19 protein-coding genes are annotated in these 19,324 nt (G+C 73.5%); 11 read left to right on the plus strand and 8 right to left on the minus strand.

Annotated features, from left to right (window positions below):
* Positions 1–22 precede the first annotated feature (22 nt).
* Together ACIQGQ_RS18870 and hmgA are read right to left on the minus strand one after the other, a co-directional pair.
* Entirely contained in the window at positions 23–799 is a 777-nt protein-coding gene (locus tag ACIQGQ_RS18870; protein WP_402397136.1) for a GntR family transcriptional regulator, read from the minus strand.
* A gap of 78 nt (positions 800–877) precedes the next feature.
* Complete coding sequence (hmgA, locus tag ACIQGQ_RS18875; protein ID WP_402397139.1) at positions 878–2,206, minus strand: homogentisate 1,2-dioxygenase; 1,329 nt, start codon at positions 2,204–2,206, stop codon at positions 878–880.
* A gap of 193 nt (positions 2,207–2,399) precedes the next feature.
* Between hmgA and ACIQGQ_RS18880 the strand changes: the two genes are divergently transcribed.
* The 7 genes from ACIQGQ_RS18880 (at position 2,400) to ACIQGQ_RS18910 (ending at position 11,838) form a co-directional block, all read left to right on the plus strand.
* On the plus strand, positions 2,400–4,460 hold the full coding sequence (locus ACIQGQ_RS18880) for a right-handed parallel beta-helix repeat-containing protein (RefSeq protein WP_402397141.1): 2,061 nt from the start codon (positions 2,400–2,402) through the stop codon (positions 4,458–4,460).
* Positions 4,457–5,272 (plus strand): hypothetical protein, encoded by an 816-nt coding sequence (locus tag ACIQGQ_RS18885; RefSeq protein ID WP_402397144.1) that lies wholly within the window; start codon positions 4,457–4,459, stop codon positions 5,270–5,272. Before ACIQGQ_RS18880 ends, ACIQGQ_RS18885 begins: the two co-directional genes overlap by 4 nt.
* On the plus strand, positions 5,269–6,552 hold the full coding sequence (locus ACIQGQ_RS18890) for a hypothetical protein (RefSeq protein WP_402397147.1): 1,284 nt from the start codon (positions 5,269–5,271) through the stop codon (positions 6,550–6,552). The genes ACIQGQ_RS18885 and ACIQGQ_RS18890 overlap by 4 nt, the downstream gene beginning before the upstream one ends.
* 51 nt (positions 6,553–6,603) lie before the next feature.
* Positions 6,604–7,221: a TetR family transcriptional regulator gene (locus tag ACIQGQ_RS18895; RefSeq protein ID WP_402397149.1), complete on the plus strand. Its 618-nt coding sequence runs from the start codon at positions 6,604–6,606 to the stop codon at positions 7,219–7,221.
* Positions 7,222–7,301: 80 nt separating this feature from the next.
* Entirely contained in the window at positions 7,302–9,197 is a 1,896-nt protein-coding gene (locus ACIQGQ_RS18900) for an ABC transporter ATP-binding protein (protein ID WP_402397152.1), read from the plus strand.
* Between the two features lie 92 nt (positions 9,198–9,289).
* On the plus strand, positions 9,290–10,678 hold the full coding sequence (locus ACIQGQ_RS18905) for an aldehyde dehydrogenase family protein (protein ID WP_402397155.1): 1,389 nt from the start codon (positions 9,290–9,292) through the stop codon (positions 10,676–10,678).
* Positions 10,679–10,752: 74 nt separating this feature from the next.
* A complete protein-coding gene (locus tag ACIQGQ_RS18910) occupies positions 10,753–11,838 on the plus strand; it encodes a Zn-dependent alcohol dehydrogenase (RefSeq protein WP_402397158.1) in 1,086 nt (361 codons plus the stop codon).
* 15 nt (positions 11,839–11,853) lie between these two features.
* On the opposite strand, the gene ppk2 is transcribed toward ACIQGQ_RS18910, so the two are convergent.
* From ppk2 to ACIQGQ_RS18930, 4 genes are read right to left on the minus strand one after another with little or no spacing between them, the layout of a single operon-like run.
* Complete coding sequence (gene ppk2 / locus ACIQGQ_RS18915) at positions 11,854–12,840, minus strand: polyphosphate kinase 2 (RefSeq protein WP_402397160.1); 987 nt, start codon at positions 12,838–12,840, stop codon at positions 11,854–11,856.
* Positions 12,803–13,777 (minus strand): DMT family transporter, encoded by a 975-nt coding sequence (locus ACIQGQ_RS18920; protein WP_402397163.1) that lies wholly within the window; start codon positions 13,775–13,777, stop codon positions 12,803–12,805. The genes ppk2 and ACIQGQ_RS18920 overlap by 38 nt, the downstream gene beginning before the upstream one ends.
* A gap of 49 nt (positions 13,778–13,826) precedes the next feature.
* Positions 13,827–14,549: an ArsR/SmtB family transcription factor gene (locus ACIQGQ_RS18925; protein WP_402397165.1), complete on the minus strand. Its 723-nt coding sequence runs from the start codon at positions 14,547–14,549 to the stop codon at positions 13,827–13,829.
* 14 nt (positions 14,550–14,563) lie between these two features.
* Entirely contained in the window at positions 14,564–15,238 is a 675-nt protein-coding gene (locus tag ACIQGQ_RS18930; protein ID WP_402397167.1) for a TetR/AcrR family transcriptional regulator, read from the minus strand.
* A 64-nt stretch (positions 15,239–15,302) separates the two neighbouring features.
* Here ACIQGQ_RS18930 and ACIQGQ_RS18935 point away from each other — a divergent pair, with 64 nt between their 5' ends.
* The 3 genes from ACIQGQ_RS18935 (at position 15,303) to ACIQGQ_RS18945 (ending at position 17,560) form a co-directional block, all read left to right on the plus strand.
* Positions 15,303–16,454, plus strand: coding sequence for an acyl-CoA dehydrogenase family protein (locus ACIQGQ_RS18935; RefSeq protein WP_402397169.1), 1,152 nt, complete (start codon positions 15,303–15,305; stop codon positions 16,452–16,454).
* 97 nt (positions 16,455–16,551) lie between these two features.
* Positions 16,552–16,842 (plus strand): YiaA/YiaB family inner membrane protein, encoded by a 291-nt coding sequence (locus tag ACIQGQ_RS18940; protein WP_385210496.1) that lies wholly within the window; start codon positions 16,552–16,554, stop codon positions 16,840–16,842.
* A 91-nt stretch (positions 16,843–16,933) separates the two neighbouring features.
* The gene (locus ACIQGQ_RS18945; RefSeq protein ID WP_402397172.1) at positions 16,934–17,560 is read left to right on the plus strand and encodes a TetR/AcrR family transcriptional regulator; all 627 of its coding nucleotides are present in this window, start codon (positions 16,934–16,936) and stop codon (positions 17,558–17,560) included.
* A 24-nt stretch (positions 17,561–17,584) separates the two neighbouring features.
* Here ACIQGQ_RS18945 and ACIQGQ_RS18950 read toward each other — a convergent pair whose 3' ends face one another.
* Positions 17,585–18,046, minus strand: coding sequence for a MaoC family dehydratase (locus ACIQGQ_RS18950; protein ID WP_402397175.1), 462 nt, complete (start codon positions 18,044–18,046; stop codon positions 17,585–17,587).
* 128 nt (positions 18,047–18,174) lie between these two features.
* Here ACIQGQ_RS18950 and soxR point away from each other — a divergent pair, with 128 nt between their 5' ends.
* Positions 18,175–18,648 (plus strand): redox-sensitive transcriptional activator SoxR, encoded by a 474-nt coding sequence (soxR, locus tag ACIQGQ_RS18955; RefSeq protein WP_402397178.1) that lies wholly within the window; start codon positions 18,175–18,177, stop codon positions 18,646–18,648.
* A gap of 45 nt (positions 18,649–18,693) precedes the next feature.
* Here the strand turns inward: soxR and ACIQGQ_RS18960 are convergent, their stop codons facing one another.
* Complete coding sequence (locus ACIQGQ_RS18960; protein ID WP_402397180.1) at positions 18,694–19,305, minus strand: hypothetical protein; 612 nt, start codon at positions 19,303–19,305, stop codon at positions 18,694–18,696.
* Between the last annotated feature and the right edge of the window lie 19 nt (positions 19,306–19,324).

The raw sequence follows: 19,324 nt of genomic DNA on the forward strand, positions 1-19,324 counted from the left end.
CGGCCGGGTACCGGCGGGGCCGTCAGTGCGCCTCGACGGTGACCGAGAAGGAGAACCGGTCGCCCCGGTAGCGGATCAGGGCCACGTCGATCACCTGCCCGCTCTCGTCGTACGTCACGCCCGTGTAGAAGAGGATCGGGCTCAGCAGCGGGACCTGGAGGAGCTCCGCGGTGACCGGGTCGGCCAGCCGCGCCTCGACCGTGTCGGTGATGCGTGCGATCCGTACGCCGACCCGGTCGCGCAGCACCTTCGTCATCGGCCAGCGCTCCAGGTCGGCGACGTCCAGCCGGTCCGCGATCTCGGGGCGCACCAGGTTCTCCGCCCAGTTGGTGGGCTCGTCGCTCTCCCCGTCGTGGCGCAGCCTGCGGTAGCCGACCACCTCCGGGCAGTCGGGGAAGTACGCGCCGAGCTCGCCCGGCACGGCGACCGGGCCGTGGCCGAGCACCGAGGTCCGCTCGCCGGACTGCTGCGCCACGATCGCGTCGATCGATCCCAGCAGCCGGACCGGGGAGACCCGGCGGGCGCGCGGCTCGATGAAGGTGCCCCGCCTGCGGTGCCGGCTGATCAGCCCCTCGGTCTCCAGTTCCTTGAGCGCCTGGCGCATGGTCAGGACGCTGACCCCGTAGTGCGCGGCCAGCTGCTCCTCGGTCGGCAGCCGCGCCGAGGCGTCCCGGGCGCGGCCCAGTATCGAGGCGCGCAGCGACTGCGAGACCTGGTACCACAGCGGGAGCTTGCGGTTCAGGACCAGCGAGTCGGGGGCGAAGGCGGGCCCCGGGGGGATCTTGGGCGTCTGGGGCACCTGGGGCCTTTCGTCCGGGGCGGCCCGCTCCCCGTCGGGAGCGGGCGTCGTCTTCTGGTGGACCGCGACCGTCGTCGGCTACGGGCGGAAGTTGCGGCTCAGACCCTGCCACACGTCGTCGTAGCCGTGCTGCAGATGGTCGGCGGTGGCCGCCTGTCCGGTCGCCGTCACCGGCCAGCGGGTCTCGAACATGAAGGCGAGACCGTCGTCGATCTTCTGCGGCTTCAGCTCGGCCTCGCTCGCCCGGTCGAAGGTCGTCCGGTCCGGGCCGTGCGCCGACATCATGTTGTGGAGCGAGCCGCCGCCGGGGACGAAGCCGCCCTTTCCGGCCGTCTTGGCGTCGTACGCGCCCTCGATCAGGCCCATGTACTCGCTCATCACATTGCGGTGGAAGTACGGCGGCCGGAAGGTGTCCTCGCCGACCAGCCAGCGCGGCGCGAAGACCACGAAGTCGACCCCGGCCAGCCCCGGGGTGTCGGACGGCGAGGTCAGCACCGTGAAGATCGACGGGTCCGGGTGGTCGTAGCTGATCGAGCCGATGACGTTGAAGCGGTGCAGGTCGTAGACGTACGGGGTGTGGTTTCCGTGCCAGGCGACCACGTCCAGCGGCGAGTGGTCGTACGTCGCCGACCAGAGGTTCCCGCAGAACTTGTTGACCACCTCGAACGGGCGGTCCTCGTCCTCGTACGCCGCCACCGGGGCGAGGAAGTCGCGGGCGTTGGCCAGGCCGTTGGCGCCGATCGGGCCGAGGTCGGGGAGGGTGAAGGGCTGTCCGTAGTTCTCGCAGACATAGCCCCGGGCGGTGGCGTCGAGCAGCTCCACGCGGAACCGGACGCCGCGCGGGATCAGTGCGACATGGCCCGGCTCGGCGCGCAGCAGGCCCAGCTCGGTGCGGAGCAGCAGGCCGCCGCGTTCCGGGACGATCAGCAGCTCGCCGTCCGAGTCGCCGAAGACCCGGTCGGTCATGGAGGCGTTGGCGTGGTAGAGGTGCACGGCCATGCCGGTGCGCTGGGTGGCGTCGCCGTTGCCGCCGAGGGTCCACAGGCCCGCCAGGAAGTCCGTGCCGGGGGCGGGGTCCGGGAGCGGGTCCCAGCGCCGCCGGTTGGGGTCGGGCACCGACTCGGTGAACGGGGCGGTGCGCAGGGCGCCGTTGTCGATCCGGACGAACGGCGGATGGGCCGCCGACGGACGGATCCGGTAGAGCCAGGAGCGGCGGTTGTGGGCCCGCGGCTCGGTGAAGGCCGAGCCGCTCAGCTGCTCCGCGTACAGCCCCAGCGGGGCGCGCTGGGGGGAGTTGCGGCCGTGCGGCAGCGCCCCCGCGACCGCCTCCGAGCCGTGCTCGTTGCCGAAACCGGCGGAGTACTCCAGTGCCTCCGCCGTCTTCCTCGCCTGCTCGATGCCACTCAAGTGTGCTCCCGGTGCCGAAGAAATCCTATGGGTAACCGTAGGAATCGAGTCGGGGAGAGTCAACGGCATTCGGACGCCGCCGGTTTCGGATGTGCGCTTTGCCCGCCGGTTCCGGATGCGCGCCGCATCGGAAGCGCGGAAGTGCGGTGCACGGGGGGTCCAAAAAGATGAACATTGCTCTACTCTCGCGTCCATGTCGTGGACACGCAGACTTTTGGTGCTTCTGGCTGCGCTCGCGGCCGCCCTTCTCGCGGCACCGGCCGCCCAGGCGCACGAGGAGCGCCCGGTCACCCTCCCCGACGGGACGGGCAGCGTTCCGGTGTACCGCACCGGCGAGCCCGACCTGCTGGTCTGCAAGACCGACCGGGCGGACTTCGAGCGCCGGGTGTCGGGCTTCCCGGCCCCCCTGCGCGCCCGCAACCTGAAGCTCTTCGAGCGGTGCCGCGCCTCCGGATACCGCCATCTGCAGCAGGCCGTCGACGCCGTCGACCGGCCCGGCATGAACATCGCCGTCCTGCCCGGCCTGTACGAGGAGGAGCCCTCGCTGCCGAAGCCGGCGGGGGAGTGCACCCGGCTGAAGGCGCCCAACTCCCAGCTCGGCTACCAGATCCTGTCGTACGCGCAGCAGAAGCGGTGCCCGCACAACCAGAACCTGGTGGCGATCCTCGGCAAGAAGGACCTCCAGATCGAGGGCACCGGCGCCGAACGCACCGACGTGATCATCGACGCCAAGTACCAGAAGCTCAACGCGATCCGCTCGGACGGCTCCGACGGCATCTACTTCAAGAACTTCACCGCCCAGCGCACCACCTTCAACTCCCTCTACGTCCTCGCCCAGGACGGCTTCGTCATCGACGACGTCCTCACCCGGTGGAACGACGAGTACGGCTTCCTGACCTTCGCCAGCGACCACGGGCTGTACAAGAACTGCGAGTCGTACGGCAACGGCGACTCCGGCATCTACCCCGGCAGCGCCTCCAACATCAACGACCGCTACGGCTACGACGTACCGCGCTACTCCATCGAGATCACCGGCTGCCGCAGCCACCACAGCATGGTCGGCTACTCCGGCACGGCGGGCGACTCCGTCTACGTCCACGACAACGAGTTCGACCACAACATGGGCGGCGCCTCGATGGACAGCGCCTTCCCCGGCCACCCCGGACTGCCGCAGAACCACGCCCGCTTCGAACGCAACCTGATCCACGACAACAACGCCGACTACTACCCCAACGTCGCCGACGGAACCTGCGCCAAGCCGCCCGTGGACCGGGGCTACGAACAGGGCGTCGTCTGCCCGCAGATCTCCATGCCCCCCGGCTCCGGCATCATCACCGCGGGCGGCAACTGGAACCTGTACGAGAACAACTGGATCTACGGCCAGAAGCGCGCCGCCTTCGTCCTGACCGCCGTGCCCGCCTTCATCCGCGGCGAGGGCGCGCTCGCCAAGCAGGCCGACACCTCGCACCACAACCGCTACGCGGGCAACCACCTCGGCGTCGACAAGGCCGGCAACTCCCGCCCCAACCGCACGGACGTCTGGTGGGACGGCCAGGGCGAGGCCAACTGCTGGCAGGGCGACACCAAGGCCTCCACCCCGCGCACCCTGCCCGTCTGCGGCGGTGAACGCGGCGACGTCTCCGTCCGCACCGACCGGCTGATCGGCGAACCCGTCAAACTCGCCCAGCTCCTGGTCTGCGCCGACTACAACGTCCAGGCGCGCCGCCTCCCGGCCGGCTGCGACTGGTACGGGGCCACGGGCATCGAACGGATCGAGGTGCAGGCGGCCCTGGTCGTCGCCGTGGTGCTCGTGCTGGTCGGCGGGGTGCTGTGGTGGCGCAGGCTGCGCGGCAGCCGGCTCGCCACCGCGGCCGCGCTCCTCGGCGTGACCGGACTCGGGCTCGACGTGGCCGGGGCGACGACGGGGCTCACCCCGACCTATGTGCCCGCGCTGGCGCTGCTGCTGACGGGGCTGTGGTGGATCGGCACCGGGCTCGTGCTCCGCGGGGAGCGCCCGTGGCTCGGCTGGACCACGGTGGTGCTGGGGGCGCTGACCCTGCTCGACGCCATGGACAAGGCCGTGTACATGATCCCGTGGATACCGGTCGGCCCGGCCTGGATACGGGGACTGCTCGGCGTGGTCTGGGTGGTGTGGGCGGTGATCGCCGCCGCCCGCCACGGGGACCGCGAGGACCCGGCACCGGCCGCCGCCCCGTCCCCCGTCCCCGCCGCCCCGCAAGGAGGCACGGCATGACCCGCGCCCGCACCCGGACCGCCCTCGCCCTGCTCACCGCGGCCGCCCTCGCCCTCGGCGCGGGCGCCTGCGGCGGGCGGGCCACCACCCACCACAAGCCCGGCACCAGCCACGAACAGGCCGGCGGCAGCGTCGGCCGGCTGCTCACCGCCGACGACGGCTCCGGCAGCCGGCTCCGCCAGGTCGACGCCGACGGCGCCCCCTCGCTGGCCCTCGCCGTGCGCCCCGACTCGGAGGACGGCTGGAACGTCCACCTCACCGTACGGAACTTCCGGTTCACCCCGGACAGCGTCGGCGGCGCCGCCCTCCTCGGGCGCGGCCACGCCCGCCTGTTCCTGGACGGCCGCCCCCTCGCCCGCCTCTACGGACCCTGGTACCACCTCCCCGCCTCCCTCGTCCGCGCCACCGGCGGCGGCGACCGGCTCACCGCCCGCCTCTACGCCGACGACCACACCGCCTGGGCCGTGGACGCCGCCCCCGTCCAGGCCACCGCCTCCCTCGCCGCCCCGTCCGGCGGCCCCGCACCCGACCGGAGCCCGAGCCCCCGGCCCGGCACCACGGTCGCGATCGAGGTCGCCGACGGCAGGGTCAGCCCCCGCCCCGGCCGCACCGAGGTCGACAAGGGCACCACCGTCGAACTCCGCGTCCGCAGCGACCGCGCCGACGCCCTCCACGTCCACGGCTACGACAAGGAGGCCCGGCTCCCCGCCGGAAGGACCGTCACCCTCACCTTCACCGCCGACCGCACCGGGCTCTTCGAGGTCGAGACCCACGAGTCCGACCTGCTCCTGACCCAGCTCGTCGTACGGTGACCGCCCTCGCCCACGGCATCGGCGCCCAGCACGACCTGCCGCTGTCCCCCTTCTACGCCTTCGCCGGGGCCTTCACGGCACTCTTCGTCTCCTTCCTGGCGCTCGGACTGCTCTGGTCCGCCTCCCGGTTCCGCGGCGACGCGGCCGGACGCCCGCTGCCGCCCGCCCTCCAGCGCCTCGCCGACGCCCGCCCCACCCGGACCGCGCTGCGCGCCCTCGGGCTCGCCGCCGCCCTGTACGTCGTGCTCTTCCTCCTCCTCGGCCCCGACGACCCGGACCGCAACCCGGGGCCCGGAGCCGTCTACGTACTGCTGTGGGTGGGGCTCGTCCCCGCCTCGCTGCTGCTCGGGCCCGTCTGGCGGCCGCTCAACCCGCTGCGCACCGTCCATCTGCTCGCCTGCCGGGCGCTGCGGCGCGACCCCGCCGAGGGCCGCCCGCTGCCCGCCCGGCTCGGCCTGTGGCCCGCGGCCGCCGGACTCCTCGCCTTCACCTGGCTCGAACTCGTCTCGCCCGACCCCGCGTCCACCGGCCACCTGCTGCTCTTCCTCGCCCTCTACTCCGCCGTCCACCTCGCGGGCGCCGCCCGCCACGGCGCCGGATGGTTCGACCGGGCCGACGCCTTCGAGGCCTACTCCGCCCTGCTCGCCCGGCTCTCCCCGCTCGGCCGCCGCCCCGCCGACCGCCGCCTCGTGCTCCGCTCGCCGTTCAACGGGCTCGACGCCACCCCGCAGGCCCCCGGACTCGTCGCCACCGTCTGCGTCATGCTCGGCTCCACCGCCTACGACGGCTTCTCCGACTCCCCGTCCTGGATCACCACCGTCCAGACCTCGCCCCTGGGCCGCACCACCGCGGCCACCCTCGGACTCCTCGGCGCCGTCGCGCTCGTCGCCGCCCTCTACGCCCTGTGCGCCGGGGCCGTCCGGCTGATCTCCGGGCGGATCGACCACCCGCTCACCGCCTTCGCCCACTCCCTCGTCCCGATCGCCCTCGGCTACCTCGTCGCCCACTACTTCACGCTCCTCGTCACCGAGGGCCCCCGCACCCTCATGGTGGCGGCCGGCGCCGACGGCCCCGCCCCGCCCGAACCACTGCTCGGCCCCGGCGGCGTCGCCGCCCTCCAGGTCGCCTCGATCGTCGTCGGACACGTCCTCGGCGTCGTCGCCGCCCACGACCGGTCCGTACGGCTCTTCCCGCCCGGCCGCGCCGTCGCCGGGCAGCTCCCGCTGCTGGTCCTGATGGTCACGTACACCATCGGCGGGCTGTCGCTGCTCATCGCCTGACACCCGCGCCACGACCACCGGCCGACCATCGCGGAGGAGGCCCACGGCATCATGGAGCCCGTGCCCCATGCGAACACGAACCTCCGCCGCGCCCCGGTACAGCAACGCAGCGCCGAACGGCTCGCCCGGATACTCGACGCCTGCGCCGAACTCCTCGACGAGACCGGCTACGACCAGCTGTCCACCCGGGCCGTGGCCCTCCGCGCCGGGGTGCCCATCGGTTCCGTCTACCGCTTCTTCTCCAACAAGCGCGCCCTGGCCGACGCCCTGGCCCGGCGCAACCTGGACAGCTACGCCGAGCGCATCACCGCCCGGCTCGCCGGGATCCCGGCCGACGACTGGCGCAGCGCCATCGACGCCGTCCTGGACGAGTACCTGGCGATGAAGCGCTCCGTGGCCGGCTTCGCCCTGGTCGACTTCGGCGCCCCGCCCCCCGACGACCAGGACGACGACCCCAACCAGCGGGTCGCGGGCCGGCTCACCGAACTGCTCTCCGGCCACCTCGGCCGCGCCTCCGACGAGGCCCTGACCCGCACCGTCCTGGTCTGCGTCGAGGCCGCCGACGCCCTTCTGCGGCTCGCCTTCCGCACCGACCCGGCCGGCGACCGGGCCATCGTCGACGAGACCCGCGTCCTGCTCCGCGCCTACCTGGCCCGCGCCCTGGGCTGAGCCCGCACCGCCCCGGACCCCCTGCCACCGCGCGGACCGGCCGTTGACCTCAAGCCCACTGGAGGTCGTACGTTCCTCGCATGAGCATGGAAACCACGGCATGGACGCAGCTCCACAACGTCATGAACGCCCAGGCGGACAGACGCCCCTTCGACCGGAACACCCTGCGGCGTATCGCCGCCTTCGCCCGCCCGCACCGCCGCAGGGTCGCCCTCTTCCTGCTGGTCGGCGTGGTGACGGCGCTGCTCGCCGTCGCCACCCCCGTCCTCGCCGGACGGGTGGTGAACGCGATCGTGGCCGGCCGGGACCCGGGCACCGTCACCCGGCTCTCCCTCCTCATCGCCGTCATCGCCGTCGCGGAGGCCGCCCTCGGGCTGGTCGGCCGCTGGCTCTCGGCCAACCTCGGCGAGGGCCTCATCCTCGACCTGCGGACCGCCGTTTTCGACCATGTGCAGCGGATGCCGGTCGCCTTCTTCACCCGGACCCGCACCGGCGCGCTCGTCAGCCGCCTCAACAACGACGTGATCGGCGCCCAGCGCGCCTTCAGCAACACCCTGTCCGGCGTCGTCAGCAACGTGGTGACCCTGCTGCTGACCCTCGTGGTCATGCTCTCCATCTCCTGGCAGATCACCGTGCTCGCCCTGGTGCTGCTGCCCGTCTTCGTCCTGCCCGCCCGGCGCACGGGCGCCCGGATGGCCCGGCTCCAGCGGGAGGCCGCGGCCCACAACGCCGCGATGGGCAACCGGATGACCGAACGTTTCTCCGCCCCCGGCGCCACCCTGATCAAGCTCTTCGGCCGCCCCGCCGACGAGTCCGCCGAATTCGCCGTCCGGGCCGGGCGGGTGCGCGACATCGGTGTCCGCACCGCCATGGCCCAGTCCACGTTCATCACCGCCCTCACCCTGGTCTCCGCGCTGGCCCTCGCCCTGGTCTACGGGCTCGGCGGCTACTACGCGCTGCACGGGCGGCTGGACGCGGGCGCGGTCGTCGCCCTGGCCCTCCTGCTCACCCGGCTCTACGCCCCGCTCACCGCGCTCGCCGGGGCGCGCGTCGAGGTGATGAGCGCCCTGGTCAGCTTCGAGCGGGTCTTCGAGGTCCTCGACCTCGAACCGCTCATCGCCCAGAAGCCGGACGCGCGGACCGTCCCGGACGGCCCGGTCTCCGTCGAGTTCGACGGGGTGCGGTTCGGCTACCCGTCCGCCGACAAGGTCTCCCTCGCCTCCCTGGAGGACGTCGCGAGCCTGGACACCCGGGGCGGCGACGAGGTGCTGCGCGGCATCTCCTTCCGCGCCGAACCCGGCCAGACGGTCGCCCTCGTCGGCTCCTCCGGCGCCGGGAAGTCGACCATCGCCCAGCTCCTGCCCCGGCTGTACGACGCCGACGAGGGCGCGGTACGCGTCGGCGGCGTCGACGTGCGCGACCTGACCGCCGACACCCTGCGCGACACCCTCGGCATGGTCACCCAGGACGGCCACCTCTTCCACGAGTCGGTCCGCGCCAACCTGCTCCTCGCCCGCCCCGGGGCCGGTGAGGAGGAACTCTGGGACGCGCTGCGCCGCTCCCGGCTGGACGGCCTCGTCGCCTCGCTGCCCGACGGGCTCGACACCGTCGTCGGCGAACGCGGCTACCGGCTCTCCGGCGGCGAGCGCCAGCGGCTGACCATCGCCCGGCTGCTCCTGGCCAGGCAGCGCGTCGTCATCCTCGACGAGGCCACCGCCCACCTCGACAACACCTCCGAGGCGGCCGTCCAGGAAGCCCTCACCGAGGCCCTCGCCGGACGCACCGCGGTCGTGATCGCCCACCGGCTCTCCACGGTGCGCACCGCCGACCTCATCCTGGTGGTGGAGGACGGCCGGATCGTCCAGCGCGGCACCCACGACGAACTCCTCGCCGCCGGCGGCCGGTACGAGGAGCTGTACCGCACCCAGTTCGCGGACCCGGAGGGGGCGGAACCCGACCCGCGGCCCCTGGTGTGACGGGTCTCCCTGGCGCCCGAAAACTAACAGCGCTAGTTTGGTCGCGGGCGGCGGCGAAACCCCGTCCGCAACCGCGTCCGGGAGGAACAGCGATGAAGGCGCACGACGGCATGTACCTCGACGGGGCCTGGCGGCCCGCCGTCGGGAAGGACACGATCGCGGTCGTGAACCCGGTGGACGAGCAGGTCATCGCCGAGGTCCCGGCGGGCACCGCCGAGGACGTCGACGCCGCGGTACGGGCCGCCCGCGCCGCCCTCCCCGGCTGGGCCGCCACCGCCCCCGCCGGGCGGGCGGCCAGGATCGCCGCCCTGCGCGACGCGCTGGCGGCCCGCGAGGACGAGATCGCCGGGACCGTCACCGCCGAGCTCGGCGCGCCGCCGCCCTTCGCCCGGGCGGTGCACACGGGCATGCCGATCGTCGTCGCGGGCTCGTACGCCGAACTGGCCGCGAGCCACCCCTTCGAGGAGCGGGTCGGCAACTCCACGGTGTACGCCGAGCCGGTCGGCGTCGTCGGCGCGATCACCCCGTGGAACTACCCGCTGCACCAGATCGTCGCGAAGGTCGCCCCGGCCCTCGCGGCGGGCTGCACCGTCGTCCTCAAGCCCGCCGAGGACACCCCGCTGACCGCCCAGCTCTTCGCCGAGGCGGTCCACGCGGCGGGCGTCCCCGCGGGCGTCTTCAACCTGGTGACCGGTCTCGGGCCGGTCGCCGGGCAGGCCCTGGCCGAGCACGAGGGCGTCGACCTGGTCTCGTTCACCGGCTCCACCGCCGTCGGCAGCCGGATCGGCGCCGTGGCCGGGGCGGCCGTCAAGCGCGTCGCCCTCGAACTGGGCGGCAAGTCCGCCAACGTCATCCTGGAGAGCGCGGACCTGGCCAGGGCCGTCGCGGTCGGCGTGGCCAACGTGATGGGCAACTCCGGCCAGACATGCAGCGCCTGGACCCGGATGCTGGTGCACACCTCCCGGTACGACGAGGCGGTCGCGCTCGCCGCCGAGGCCGCCGCCAAGTACGCCGACCGCATCGGCCCGCTGGTCAGCGCCAGGCAGCGGGACCGGGTGCGCGGATACATCGAGCGGGGGATCGCCGAGGGCGCCCGGCTCGTCGCGGGCGGCCCCGGGGCCCCGCGCGAACACGGCTACTTCGTCAGCCCCACGGTCCTCGCCGACGTCACCCCGGAGATGACCGTCGCCCAGGAGGAGATCTTCGGCCCGGTCCTCTCGATCCTCCGCTACGAGGACGAGGAGGACGCCCTGCGCATCGCCAACGGCACCGTGTACGGCCTGGCCGGGGCGGTCTGGGCGGGCGACGAGGCGGAGGCGGTGGCGTTCGCCCGGCGGATGGAGACCGGCCAGGTCGACATCAACGGCGGCCGGTTCAACCCGCTCGCCCCGTTCGGCGGCTACAAGCGGTCCGGCGTCGGCCGTGAACTCGGCGCGCACGGGCTCGCGGAGTACCTCCAGACCAAGTCCCTCCAGTTCTGAACCCCGCTTCCCCCTCCGAAGCCCCACGCCCTGCCCCGCCCCGCCCCCGCCGTCGTCCGTCAAGGAGTCCGCTCGTGGTCCGCGCCGCCGTACTGCCCGCCGTCGGAGCCCCGCTGGAGATCACCGGCATCGAGCTTCCCGAGCCCGGCCCCGGCCGGGTGCGGGTCGCCCTCGCCGCCGCCGGGGTCTGCCACTCCGACCTCTCGCTCAGCGACGGCACCATGCGGGTGCCCGTACCGGCCGTCCTCGGCCACGAGGGCGCGGGCACCGTCCTCGCGGTCGGCGAGGGCGTCGGCCATGTCGCACCCGGCGACGGGGTCGTGCTCAACTGGGCGCCCTCCTGCGGCAGTTGCCACCACTGCGGGATCGGTGAGGTCTGGCTGTGCGCCAACGCGCTGACCGGCGCGGGATCCGTGCACGCCCGGCGCGCGGACGACGGCACCGAGCTCCACCCCGGGCTGAACGTGGCCGCCTTCGCCGAGGAGACCGTCGTCCCCGCGAACTGCGTCCTGCCCGCCCCGGACGGCATCCCGCTCACCGACGCCGCCCTGCTCGGCTGCGCCGTCCTCACCGGATACGGCGCGGTCCACCACAGCGCCCGGGTGCGCGCCGGGGAGTCCGTCGTCGTGTTCGGCGTCGGGGGCGTCGGCCTCGCGGTGCTCCAGTCGGCCCGGATCGCGGGCGCCGGAAAGGTCATCGCGGTGGACGTGTCGCCGGAGAAGGAGGAGCTGGCCCGGCGGGCCGGTGCCACGGACTACGTCGTCGCCTCCGACACCACCCCGCGCGCGGTCCGCAGGCTCACCGGCGGCCAGGGCGCCGACGTGGCGATCGAGTGCGTCGGCCGGCCGGTCACCATCCGGGGCGCCTGGGAGTCCACCCGCCGCGGCGGCCGCACCACGGTCGTCGGCATCGGCGGCAAGGACCAGACGGTCTCCTTCAACGCCCTGGAGATCTTCCACTGGGGCCGCTCGCTGACCGGCTGCGTCTACGGCAACAGCGACCCCGCCCGGGACCTCCCGGTCATCGCCGGACACATCCGCTCCGGCGCGTTCGACCTCTCCGCGATGGTCACCGGGCGGATCGGTCTGGAGGACATCCCGGCCGCCTTCGACGCCATGCTCGCGGGCCGGGGCGGCCGCGCGCTCGTCGTCTTCGACTGACCTCCTTACGGCCCCTCAGCGCGTCGTCGGCCCCGGCTCCGCCCGCTCCGTGGTGAGCAGCCGGGCGTCCATCTCGCCCTGCTCGAAGAGCCGGGAGGCCGGGCCGACGATCAGCGGGTCGGGCTCGCCCACCACGTCCATGTCCTTGTCCGGGTAGTCGAAGCGGTGCAGCACGTGCCGGATCGCCTCCAGCCGGGCCCGCTTCTTGTCGTTGCTCTTCACCACCGTCCAGGGCGCGTCCGCCGTGTCGGTGTGGAACAGCATCAGCTCCTTGGCCTCGGTGTACGCGTCCCACTTGTCGAGCGAGGCGAGGTCCACCGGGCTCAGCTTCCACTGCCGCACCGGGTCGATCTGCCGGATCATGAACCGGTTGCGCTGCTCGTTGCGCGAGACCGAGAACCAGAACTTCACCAGGTGGATGCCGTCCCGGGCCAGCATCCGCTCGAACCCCGGCGCCTGGTGCATGAATTCGAGGTACTCGCGGGTGGTGCAGAAGCCCATCACCCGCTCCACGCCCGCCCGGTTGTACCAGGACCGGTCGAACAGCACGATCTCCCCGGCGGACGGCAGATGGGCCGTGTACCGCTGGAAGTACCACTGGGTGCGCTCGCGTTCGGTGGGCTTCTCCAGGGCCACCACCCGCGCGCCACGGGGGTTGAGGTGCTCGGTGAACCGCTTGATCGTTCCGCCCTTGCCTGCGGCGTCGCGCCCCTCGAAGAGGATCACGAGGCGCTCGCCGTGCTCCTTCACCCAGTACTGGAGCTTGAGCAGCTCGATCTGGAGGGAGCGCTTGGACTTCTCGTAGGACCGCCGGCCGAGCTTGACGGAGTACGGGTAGTCCTCGCGCCAGGCGTCCCGGGGCCGCCCCTCGGGCGTCACCAGGACCGGGTCGTCGTCGCCGCTGTCGGTCACGCGGAACCCTTCGAGTCCGGACGCGTCGGCCCCGGTCGCCGCCCGCTTCGTGCTACCGCGACCGCTCGCCCGCCTGGCGCTCCGTGTCATCTCGGCGTCCTTCCACCGGCTGTGCCCGACCCCCGCGTGTCCGCCCAGTCTGCTCACCCGACCGGGAGACCGCCACCCCGGCCAGGCAGAGCAGCCCACCGCCCACCGCGAGCGGCGCGGGCACCTCGTCCAGGAGCAGCCAGGACATCACCACGACCAGCGCGGGCACGGCGTACGTGGTGGCCCCCAGCCGCCCGGCGGTCGTCCGGGCGAGCGCGTAGGCCCAGGTGGTGAAGGCCAGCGCGGTCGGGAAGAGCCCCAGGTAGACCATGTTCAGGGTGGCGGACAGGGGTGCCTCGGCGGCCTCGGAGACCAGCGTTCCGGCGAACGGCAGGCAGGCCGCCGCGCCGATCAGGCAGCCGAAGGCCGTGACCTGGAGGGCCGAGCCGTGCCGCAGTGCCGGCTTCTGGGCGACCACCCCCGCCGCGTACGCTGCCGCGGCCAGCACGCACAGCGCCACCCCGAGCCCCGAGGCGCCCCCGTGCCCCGACAGCGAGAGCCCCACCACGACGGCGCCCGCGAACGACACCGCCATCCCCGCGACCAGCCGGCCGGGCAGCACCTCGCCCAGCACCCGGGCCCCGAGCAGCGCGATCAGCAGGGGGCCGATGTTCACCACCATCGCGGCCGTACCCGCGTCCACCTCCCGCTCGCCCCAGTTGAGGACCACCATGTAGAGGCCGAACCAGAGCAGCCCGGACCACAGGATGCCCGGCCACGCGGCCCGCGGCGGCAGCCCCTCGCGCCGCAGCACCAGCAGGGTGCCCAGGGCCAGGCCGCCCGCCAGCAGCCGGCCGAGGGCGAGCGCCCCGGGCGAGTAGGCGTCCCCGGCACTGCGGATGGACACGAAGGCGGAGGCCCACAGCAGGACGCTGGTGCAGGCCGCGGCGGGTGTCCGCCAGTCACGGGGCGCCGCGGGGGCGGGTGTCGTCGTCATGCGCCGACCGTAGGGCCGGGACCGTTCGGCGCCCGCCGAACGGTCCCGGTCAGCGCAGGGCCTCCGGCTCGATGCCGAGGTGCGCGCGCAGCTCCCGTTCGCCCTCCCCGGTCGCCTTCACCGCGCGCCCGGAGCCGATCCGCACGCACCACCCCGCCTCCAGCACGTGCCGGCACAGCGCGGCGCCCGCCGTGCCCGCCAGATGCGGCCGGCGTTCCGTCCAGTCCAGGCAGCCCCGCGCCAGCGGACGCCGGGACGACGGCTCCAGGGCGATGCCCAGCCCGGCGAACCAGCTCAGCCCGTCCTCGGTCAGGGCGAATCCGGTGTCCTGGCGGAGCAGTCCCCGCGCGGTCATCGCGTCGGTGACGGCCAGGCCGAGCCGCCCGGCGAGGTGGTCGTAGCAGGTGCGGCCGCGGGCCGTCGCGCGGTCGGCGCCCGACGCGCCCAGGCTCCGGGGGCGCACCGGTACGGGGCCGGGGACGGCGTGCGCCGCCAGGTCCTCGACCAGCTGCGCGGCCCGTGCGTCGGCGAGCCGCAGATAGCGGTGGCGGCCCTGCCGCTCCTCGGCGAGCAGCCCGCCGGCGACGAGCCTGCCCAGATGCTCGCTGGCGGTCGACGGGGCCACGGAGGCGTACCGGGCCAGCTCCCCGGCGGTCCAGGCGCGGCCGTCGAGCAGGGCCAGGCAGAAGGTGGCGCGGGTCTCGTCGGCGAGGAGCGCCGCCAGGGCGGCCAGCCGGGGCGCGGCCGGATCGGGATGTGCCATGCGTGCCATGCACCCAGGATGCGTCAGGGACGGTTCGGTCCCCGCCGAACCGTCCGGTCGGACGCCAGCAGCTCGTACTGGGCCGACAGGCCGTCCACCAGGGCCCGCAGCCCGGTCTCGAAGGCCCCGTCGTCGATCCGCCGCCCGCGCTCGGCCAGCAGATGGGCCTGGCCGAGATGGGGGTAGTCGGCGGGGTTGTACGCCGTCTCGTCGTCCACGAAGCCGCGGGCGAAGGAGCCCAGCGCCGAACCGGTGATGAAGTACCGCATCAGGGCCCCGATGTACGTCGCCTGGGCGGGCGGCCAGCCGGCCCGGACCATCGCGCCGAACACCGCGTCGGCGACCCGGAGCCCGGCCGGTCTGCGGCCCGGCCCCTGGGCCAGCACCGGGACGATGTGCGGGTGCTCGGTGAGTGCCGCACGGTAGGAGACGGCCCAGTCGTGCAGGGCGGCCCGCCAGTCCCGGGTGTCCGACTCCTCGAACATCGACAGGTCGACCTGGGCGGAGACCGTGTCCGCGACCGCGTCCAGGATCTCGTCCTTGTTGCGGAAGTGGTTGTAGAGGGAGGGGCCGCTGACCCCGAGCTCGGCCGCGAGACGGCGGGTGGAGACGGCGCCGAGTCCCTCGGCGTCCACGAGCGCGCCCGCCGCCCCGACGATGCGGTCTCTGCTGAGGAGGGGCTTGCGCGGTCGGGCCATGCGGCACATAGTAGGGCCTGCGAACTGAAAACTAGCAGTGCTAATTAACGTGGGGGGTCGAAGGATGAACCTGGAACTCGGCGAGGAGCAGGAAGCCGTCCGGCGGCTCGCCAGGGACTTCGTCGCCCGGGAGATCGCCCCGCACGTGGTGGCCTGGGACCGGGCGGAGAGCGTCGACCGGTCGATCGTGAAGAAGCTCGGATCCGTCGGGTTCCTCGGACTGACCGTCGACGAGGAGTACGGCGGCTCGGGCGGCGACCACCTCGCGTACTGCCTGGTCACCGAGGAGCTGGGGCGCGGCGACTCCTCGGTCCGAGGCATCGTCTCCGTCTCCCTCGGCCTGGTCGCCAAGACCATCGCCGCCTGGGGCGACGAGCGGCAGAAGCGGCGCTGGCTGCCCGCGCTCACCTCGGGTGAGGCGGTCGGCTGCTTCGGCCTCACCGAGCCCGGCACCGGCTCGGACGCCGGGAGCCTGACGACGAGGGCGGTCCGCGACGGCGATGAGTACGTCATCGACGGCAGCAAGATGTTCATCACCAACGGCACCTGGGCCGATGTGGTGCTCCTCTTCGCCCGCACCGGCGAGGCCCCGGGCCACCGGGGCATATCGGCCTTCCTGGTCCCCGCCGACACTCCCGGTCTCGGCCGCCGCGCCATCCACGGCAAGCTCGGCCTGCGCGGCCAGGCCACCGCCGAGCTGGTCCTCCAGGGCGTCCGGGTGCCCGCGTCGGCCCTCATGGGCCCGCCCGGCAAGGGTTTCTCCGTCGCCATGTCCGCCCTGGCCAAGGGACGGATGTCGGTCGCGGCCGGCTGTGTCGGCATCGCCCAGGCCGCGCTGGACGCCGCCGTGGGCCACGCGACCGAGCGCGAACAGTTCGGCAGGCCCATCGCGGGCCACCAGCTCGTCCAGGAGCTGATCAGCGACATCGCCGTGGACGTCGACGCCGCCCGGCTGCTGACCTGGCGGGTGGCGGACCTGATCGACCGGGGCCGGGACTTCGCCACCGCCGCCTCCCAGGCGAAGCTCTTCGCCTCCGAGGCCGCCGTCCGTGCCGCCAACAACGCCCTCCAGGTCTTCGGCGGCTACGGCTACATCGACGAGTACCCGGTCGGCAAGCTGCTGCGGGACGCCCGGGTGATGACGCTCTACGAGGGCACCAGCCAGATCCAGAAGCTGATCATCGGCCGCGCGCTGACGGGGGTCTCCGCCTTCTGAGCCCGGACGGCGCGGTGTTGCTCGAACGGGTGTATGAGTACCTGCTGAGTATGCGAACGGATGTGGCGTGCGCCACGTCTCCGCGATGCTGGGCGCCATGAGTGAGACACCATCGGTCAAGCAGCAGGGCACCGCGGCCTTCTACGGCCAGGCCGTCGCCTCCTTCGGGGTGGCGATCGGCGCGGTGACCCTCGGCATCTACTTCCTGGACGCCGACGCCTGGGTCCGCGGATTCCTCGCGATCGGCGTCCTCTACCTCGTCACCTCCTGCTTCACCCTGGCCAAGGTCGTCCGCGACCGGCAGGAGGCCGGGCAGCTCGTCAGCCGGGTCGACCAGGCCAGACTGGAGAAGATCCTGGCCGAGCACGACCCCTTCCAGAAGCTCTGACGGCCCCGGCCCGATCCGACGGACGCGCCCTAAGCGCTTGCTCAGGTTCGGGGTATGGTGTTCGTCCTGCCGATGAGAGGGGCGAGCGACGATGAGCACGGCGGAGGAGAGCGACGACGGCGCGCCGTGGGCCGAGGTGACGCCCGAGGCCGCCCGGCGGCTGCTCGTCGCCGCCGTCGACGCCTTCGCCGAGCGGGGCTACCACGCCACCACCACCCGTGACATCGCGGGCCGGGCGGGCATGAGCCCCGCCGCCCTCTACATCCACTACAAGACGAAGGAAGAGCTGCTCCACCGGATCAGCCGGATCGGCCACGACCGCGCCCTGTCCGTCCTGGAGGCGGCCGCCGACGGCGACGGCACGGCGGGGGAGCGGCTGGCCGAGGCCGTCCGGTCCTTCGTCCGCTGGCACGCCGAGCGGCACACCACCGCCCGCGTGGTCCAGTACGAGCTCGACGCCCTCGGCGAGGAGCACCGCGCCGAGATCGTCGAACTGCGCCGCCGGAGCGACGCGGTGGTCCGGCGGATCATCGGCGAAGGGGTGCGGGCCGGGGAGTTCGACGTGCCCGACGTCCCGGGCACCACGCTCGCGGTGCTCTCGCTCTGCATCGACGTGGCGCGCTGGTTCAACACCCGGGGCAGCCGGACGCCGGACGAGGTCGGCGAGCTCTACGCCGGCCTCGTCCTGCGCATGGTCGGGGCGGACCCGCGGAAGTAGCGGGCCCCGGGGAGCCGCTGACCGTCAGAAGTAGTAGCGCGACACCGACTCCGCCACGCACACCGGCTTGTCGCCGCCCTCCCGCTCGACGGTGACGACGGCGGTGACCTGCACGCCGCCCCCGGCCTCCTCGACGCTCCTCAGCACGGCCGTCGCCCGCAGCCGCGAGCCCACCGGCACGGTGGCGGGGAAACGCACCTTGTTCGTCCCGTAGTTGATGCCCATCCGCATGCCCTCGACCCGCATGATCTGCGGCACGAACGTGGGCAGCAGCGAGAGCGTCAGATAGCCGTGCGCGATCGTCGTGCCGAAGGGTCCGGCGGCGGCCCGCTCCGGGTCCACATGGATCCACTGGTGGTCGCCGGTGGCCTCCGCGAACAGGTCGATCCGCTTCTGCTCGACCTCCAGCCAGTCACTGTGCCCCAGCTGCTCGCCCACTCCGTCGCGCAGCTCCTGCGCGGACGTGAAGATCCTCGGCTCCGCCATGTCCCTGGTCCCTGCCTTCCGCTCCGGGCCGTCTCGGCGCACTGTCTAAGCGCTTGCTCAGGATGGTCGGCGGTGCGGTTCCTGTCAACGATGGATCGGCCGGTGCGTGGGCCAGTAGGGTTGGAGAGGTGCCCCAGATCCCACAGACACTCCACGAGCTCACGGTCGGGCAGCTCTCCGCGCGCAGTGGCGCCGCGGTCTCGGCCCTGCACTTCTACGAGGCCAAGGGCCTGATCAGCAGCCGTCGCACCAGCGGCAACCAGCGCCGCTACACCAGGGACGCGCTGCGCAGGGTCGCCTTCGTCCGTGCGGCGCAGCGGGTCGGCATCCCGCTCGCCACCATCCGGGAGGCCCTCGCGGAACTGCCCGAGGAACGCACCCCGAACCGGGAGGACTGGGCGCGGCTCTCCGCCGCCTGGCGCTCCGAACTCGACGAGCGCATCGAGCAGTTGGGGCGGCTGCGGGACCACCTCACCGACTGCATCGGCTGCGGCTGCCTCTCGCTGGAGACCTGCGTGCTCTCCAACCCTGACGACGTCTCCGGCCGGCGGATCAGCGGTTCGCGCCTGATGCCGGAGCGGCCGGGGCCCGGACGCCCGTAGCCGCGGCGGCCCGGTCCGCGCGGGCGGCGCCGGGGGCGGCGCCGCTCAGGCCACCGGGGCGAGGTCCCGCCGCCGTGCTCCCCGCGCCCTGGCCAGCGCCTCCGGGGTGAGCACCGGGCGGGGCACCACGATCCCGCACTCCGCGCAGACCGGCCCCGTCCAGGGTTCGTGCGAGAGGTCCCGCCGCCAGTGGACCTCGGCGCCCGCGCACACCGGGCAGACCGTGCCGGGCGCCGACTCCAGTGCCGTGATCAGCCGGTGCAGCACCTCGGCGAGCGGGGCCGACGGATGTACCGCCGGGTCCTCGCACCGGGCCACCCCGTTGCCGCCCCAGGTGAGCCGGTGCCAGTCGTCGAAGCTGCCGGGGCGGCGCCGGCCGCCGTGCTTCTCCCGCCTGCGGCGCTCGGCGAACCCGGCCTCGTAACCGAGCCAGACCGCCCGTCCCGCCTCCAGTTCCTCCAGTGCGCGCACCAGGCGCGCCGGGTCGGGGGACCGGTCCTCGGGGTCCATCCCGTGCCGGACGCACAGATGGTCCCAGGTCGCCCGATGGCCGTAGGGGGCGAACCTCTCCAAACACTTGCGCAGCGAATACCGCCGCAGCGCCAGATCGTTCCGCGGATCGCGCACCTGTCTCGCAAGACTCCGGAATCCTGCCACCGCTCCGTCACCTCCGTCG

This window comes from Streptomyces sp. NPDC092952, from assembly GCF_044754785.1.
Lineage (GTDB): Bacteria > Actinomycetota > Actinomycetes > Streptomycetales > Streptomycetaceae > Streptomyces.

What these genes read in the sequence shown, in the direction of transcription:
- ACIQGQ_RS18880 (WP_402397141.1), top strand. Translation starts at nt 2,400, where the DNA reads ATGTCGTGGACACGCAGACTTTTGGTGCTTCTGGCTGCGCTCGCGGCC.
- ACIQGQ_RS18885 (WP_402397144.1), top strand. Translation starts at nt 4,457, where the DNA reads ATGACCCGCGCCCGCACCCGGACCGCCCTCGCCCTGCTCACCGCGGCC.
- ACIQGQ_RS18895 (WP_402397149.1), top strand. Translation starts at nt 6,604, where the DNA reads ATGGAGCCCGTGCCCCATGCGAACACGAACCTCCGCCGCGCCCCGGTA.
- ACIQGQ_RS18900 (WP_402397152.1), top strand. Translation starts at nt 7,302, where the DNA reads ATGAGCATGGAAACCACGGCATGGACGCAGCTCCACAACGTCATGAAC.
- ACIQGQ_RS18905 (WP_402397155.1), top strand. Translation starts at nt 9,290, where the DNA reads ATGAAGGCGCACGACGGCATGTACCTCGACGGGGCCTGGCGGCCCGCC.
- ppk2 (WP_402397160.1), bottom strand. Translation starts at nt 12,840, where the DNA reads ATGACACGGAGCGCCAGGCGGGCGAGCGGTCGCGGTAGCACGAAGCGG.
- ACIQGQ_RS18920 (WP_402397163.1), bottom strand. Translation starts at nt 13,777, where the DNA reads ATGACGACGACACCCGCCCCCGCGGCGCCCCGTGACTGGCGGACACCC.
- ACIQGQ_RS18925 (WP_402397165.1), bottom strand. Translation starts at nt 14,549, where the DNA reads ATGGCACGCATGGCACATCCCGATCCGGCCGCGCCCCGGCTGGCCGCC.
- ACIQGQ_RS18930 (WP_402397167.1), bottom strand. Translation starts at nt 15,238, where the DNA reads ATGGCCCGACCGCGCAAGCCCCTCCTCAGCAGAGACCGCATCGTCGGG.
- ACIQGQ_RS18935 (WP_402397169.1), top strand. Translation starts at nt 15,303, where the DNA reads ATGAACCTGGAACTCGGCGAGGAGCAGGAAGCCGTCCGGCGGCTCGCC.
- ACIQGQ_RS18940 (WP_385210496.1), top strand. Translation starts at nt 16,552, where the DNA reads ATGAGTGAGACACCATCGGTCAAGCAGCAGGGCACCGCGGCCTTCTAC.
- ACIQGQ_RS18945 (WP_402397172.1), top strand. Translation starts at nt 16,934, where the DNA reads ATGAGCACGGCGGAGGAGAGCGACGACGGCGCGCCGTGGGCCGAGGTG.
- ACIQGQ_RS18950 (WP_402397175.1), bottom strand. Translation starts at nt 18,046, where the DNA reads ATGGCGGAGCCGAGGATCTTCACGTCCGCGCAGGAGCTGCGCGACGGA.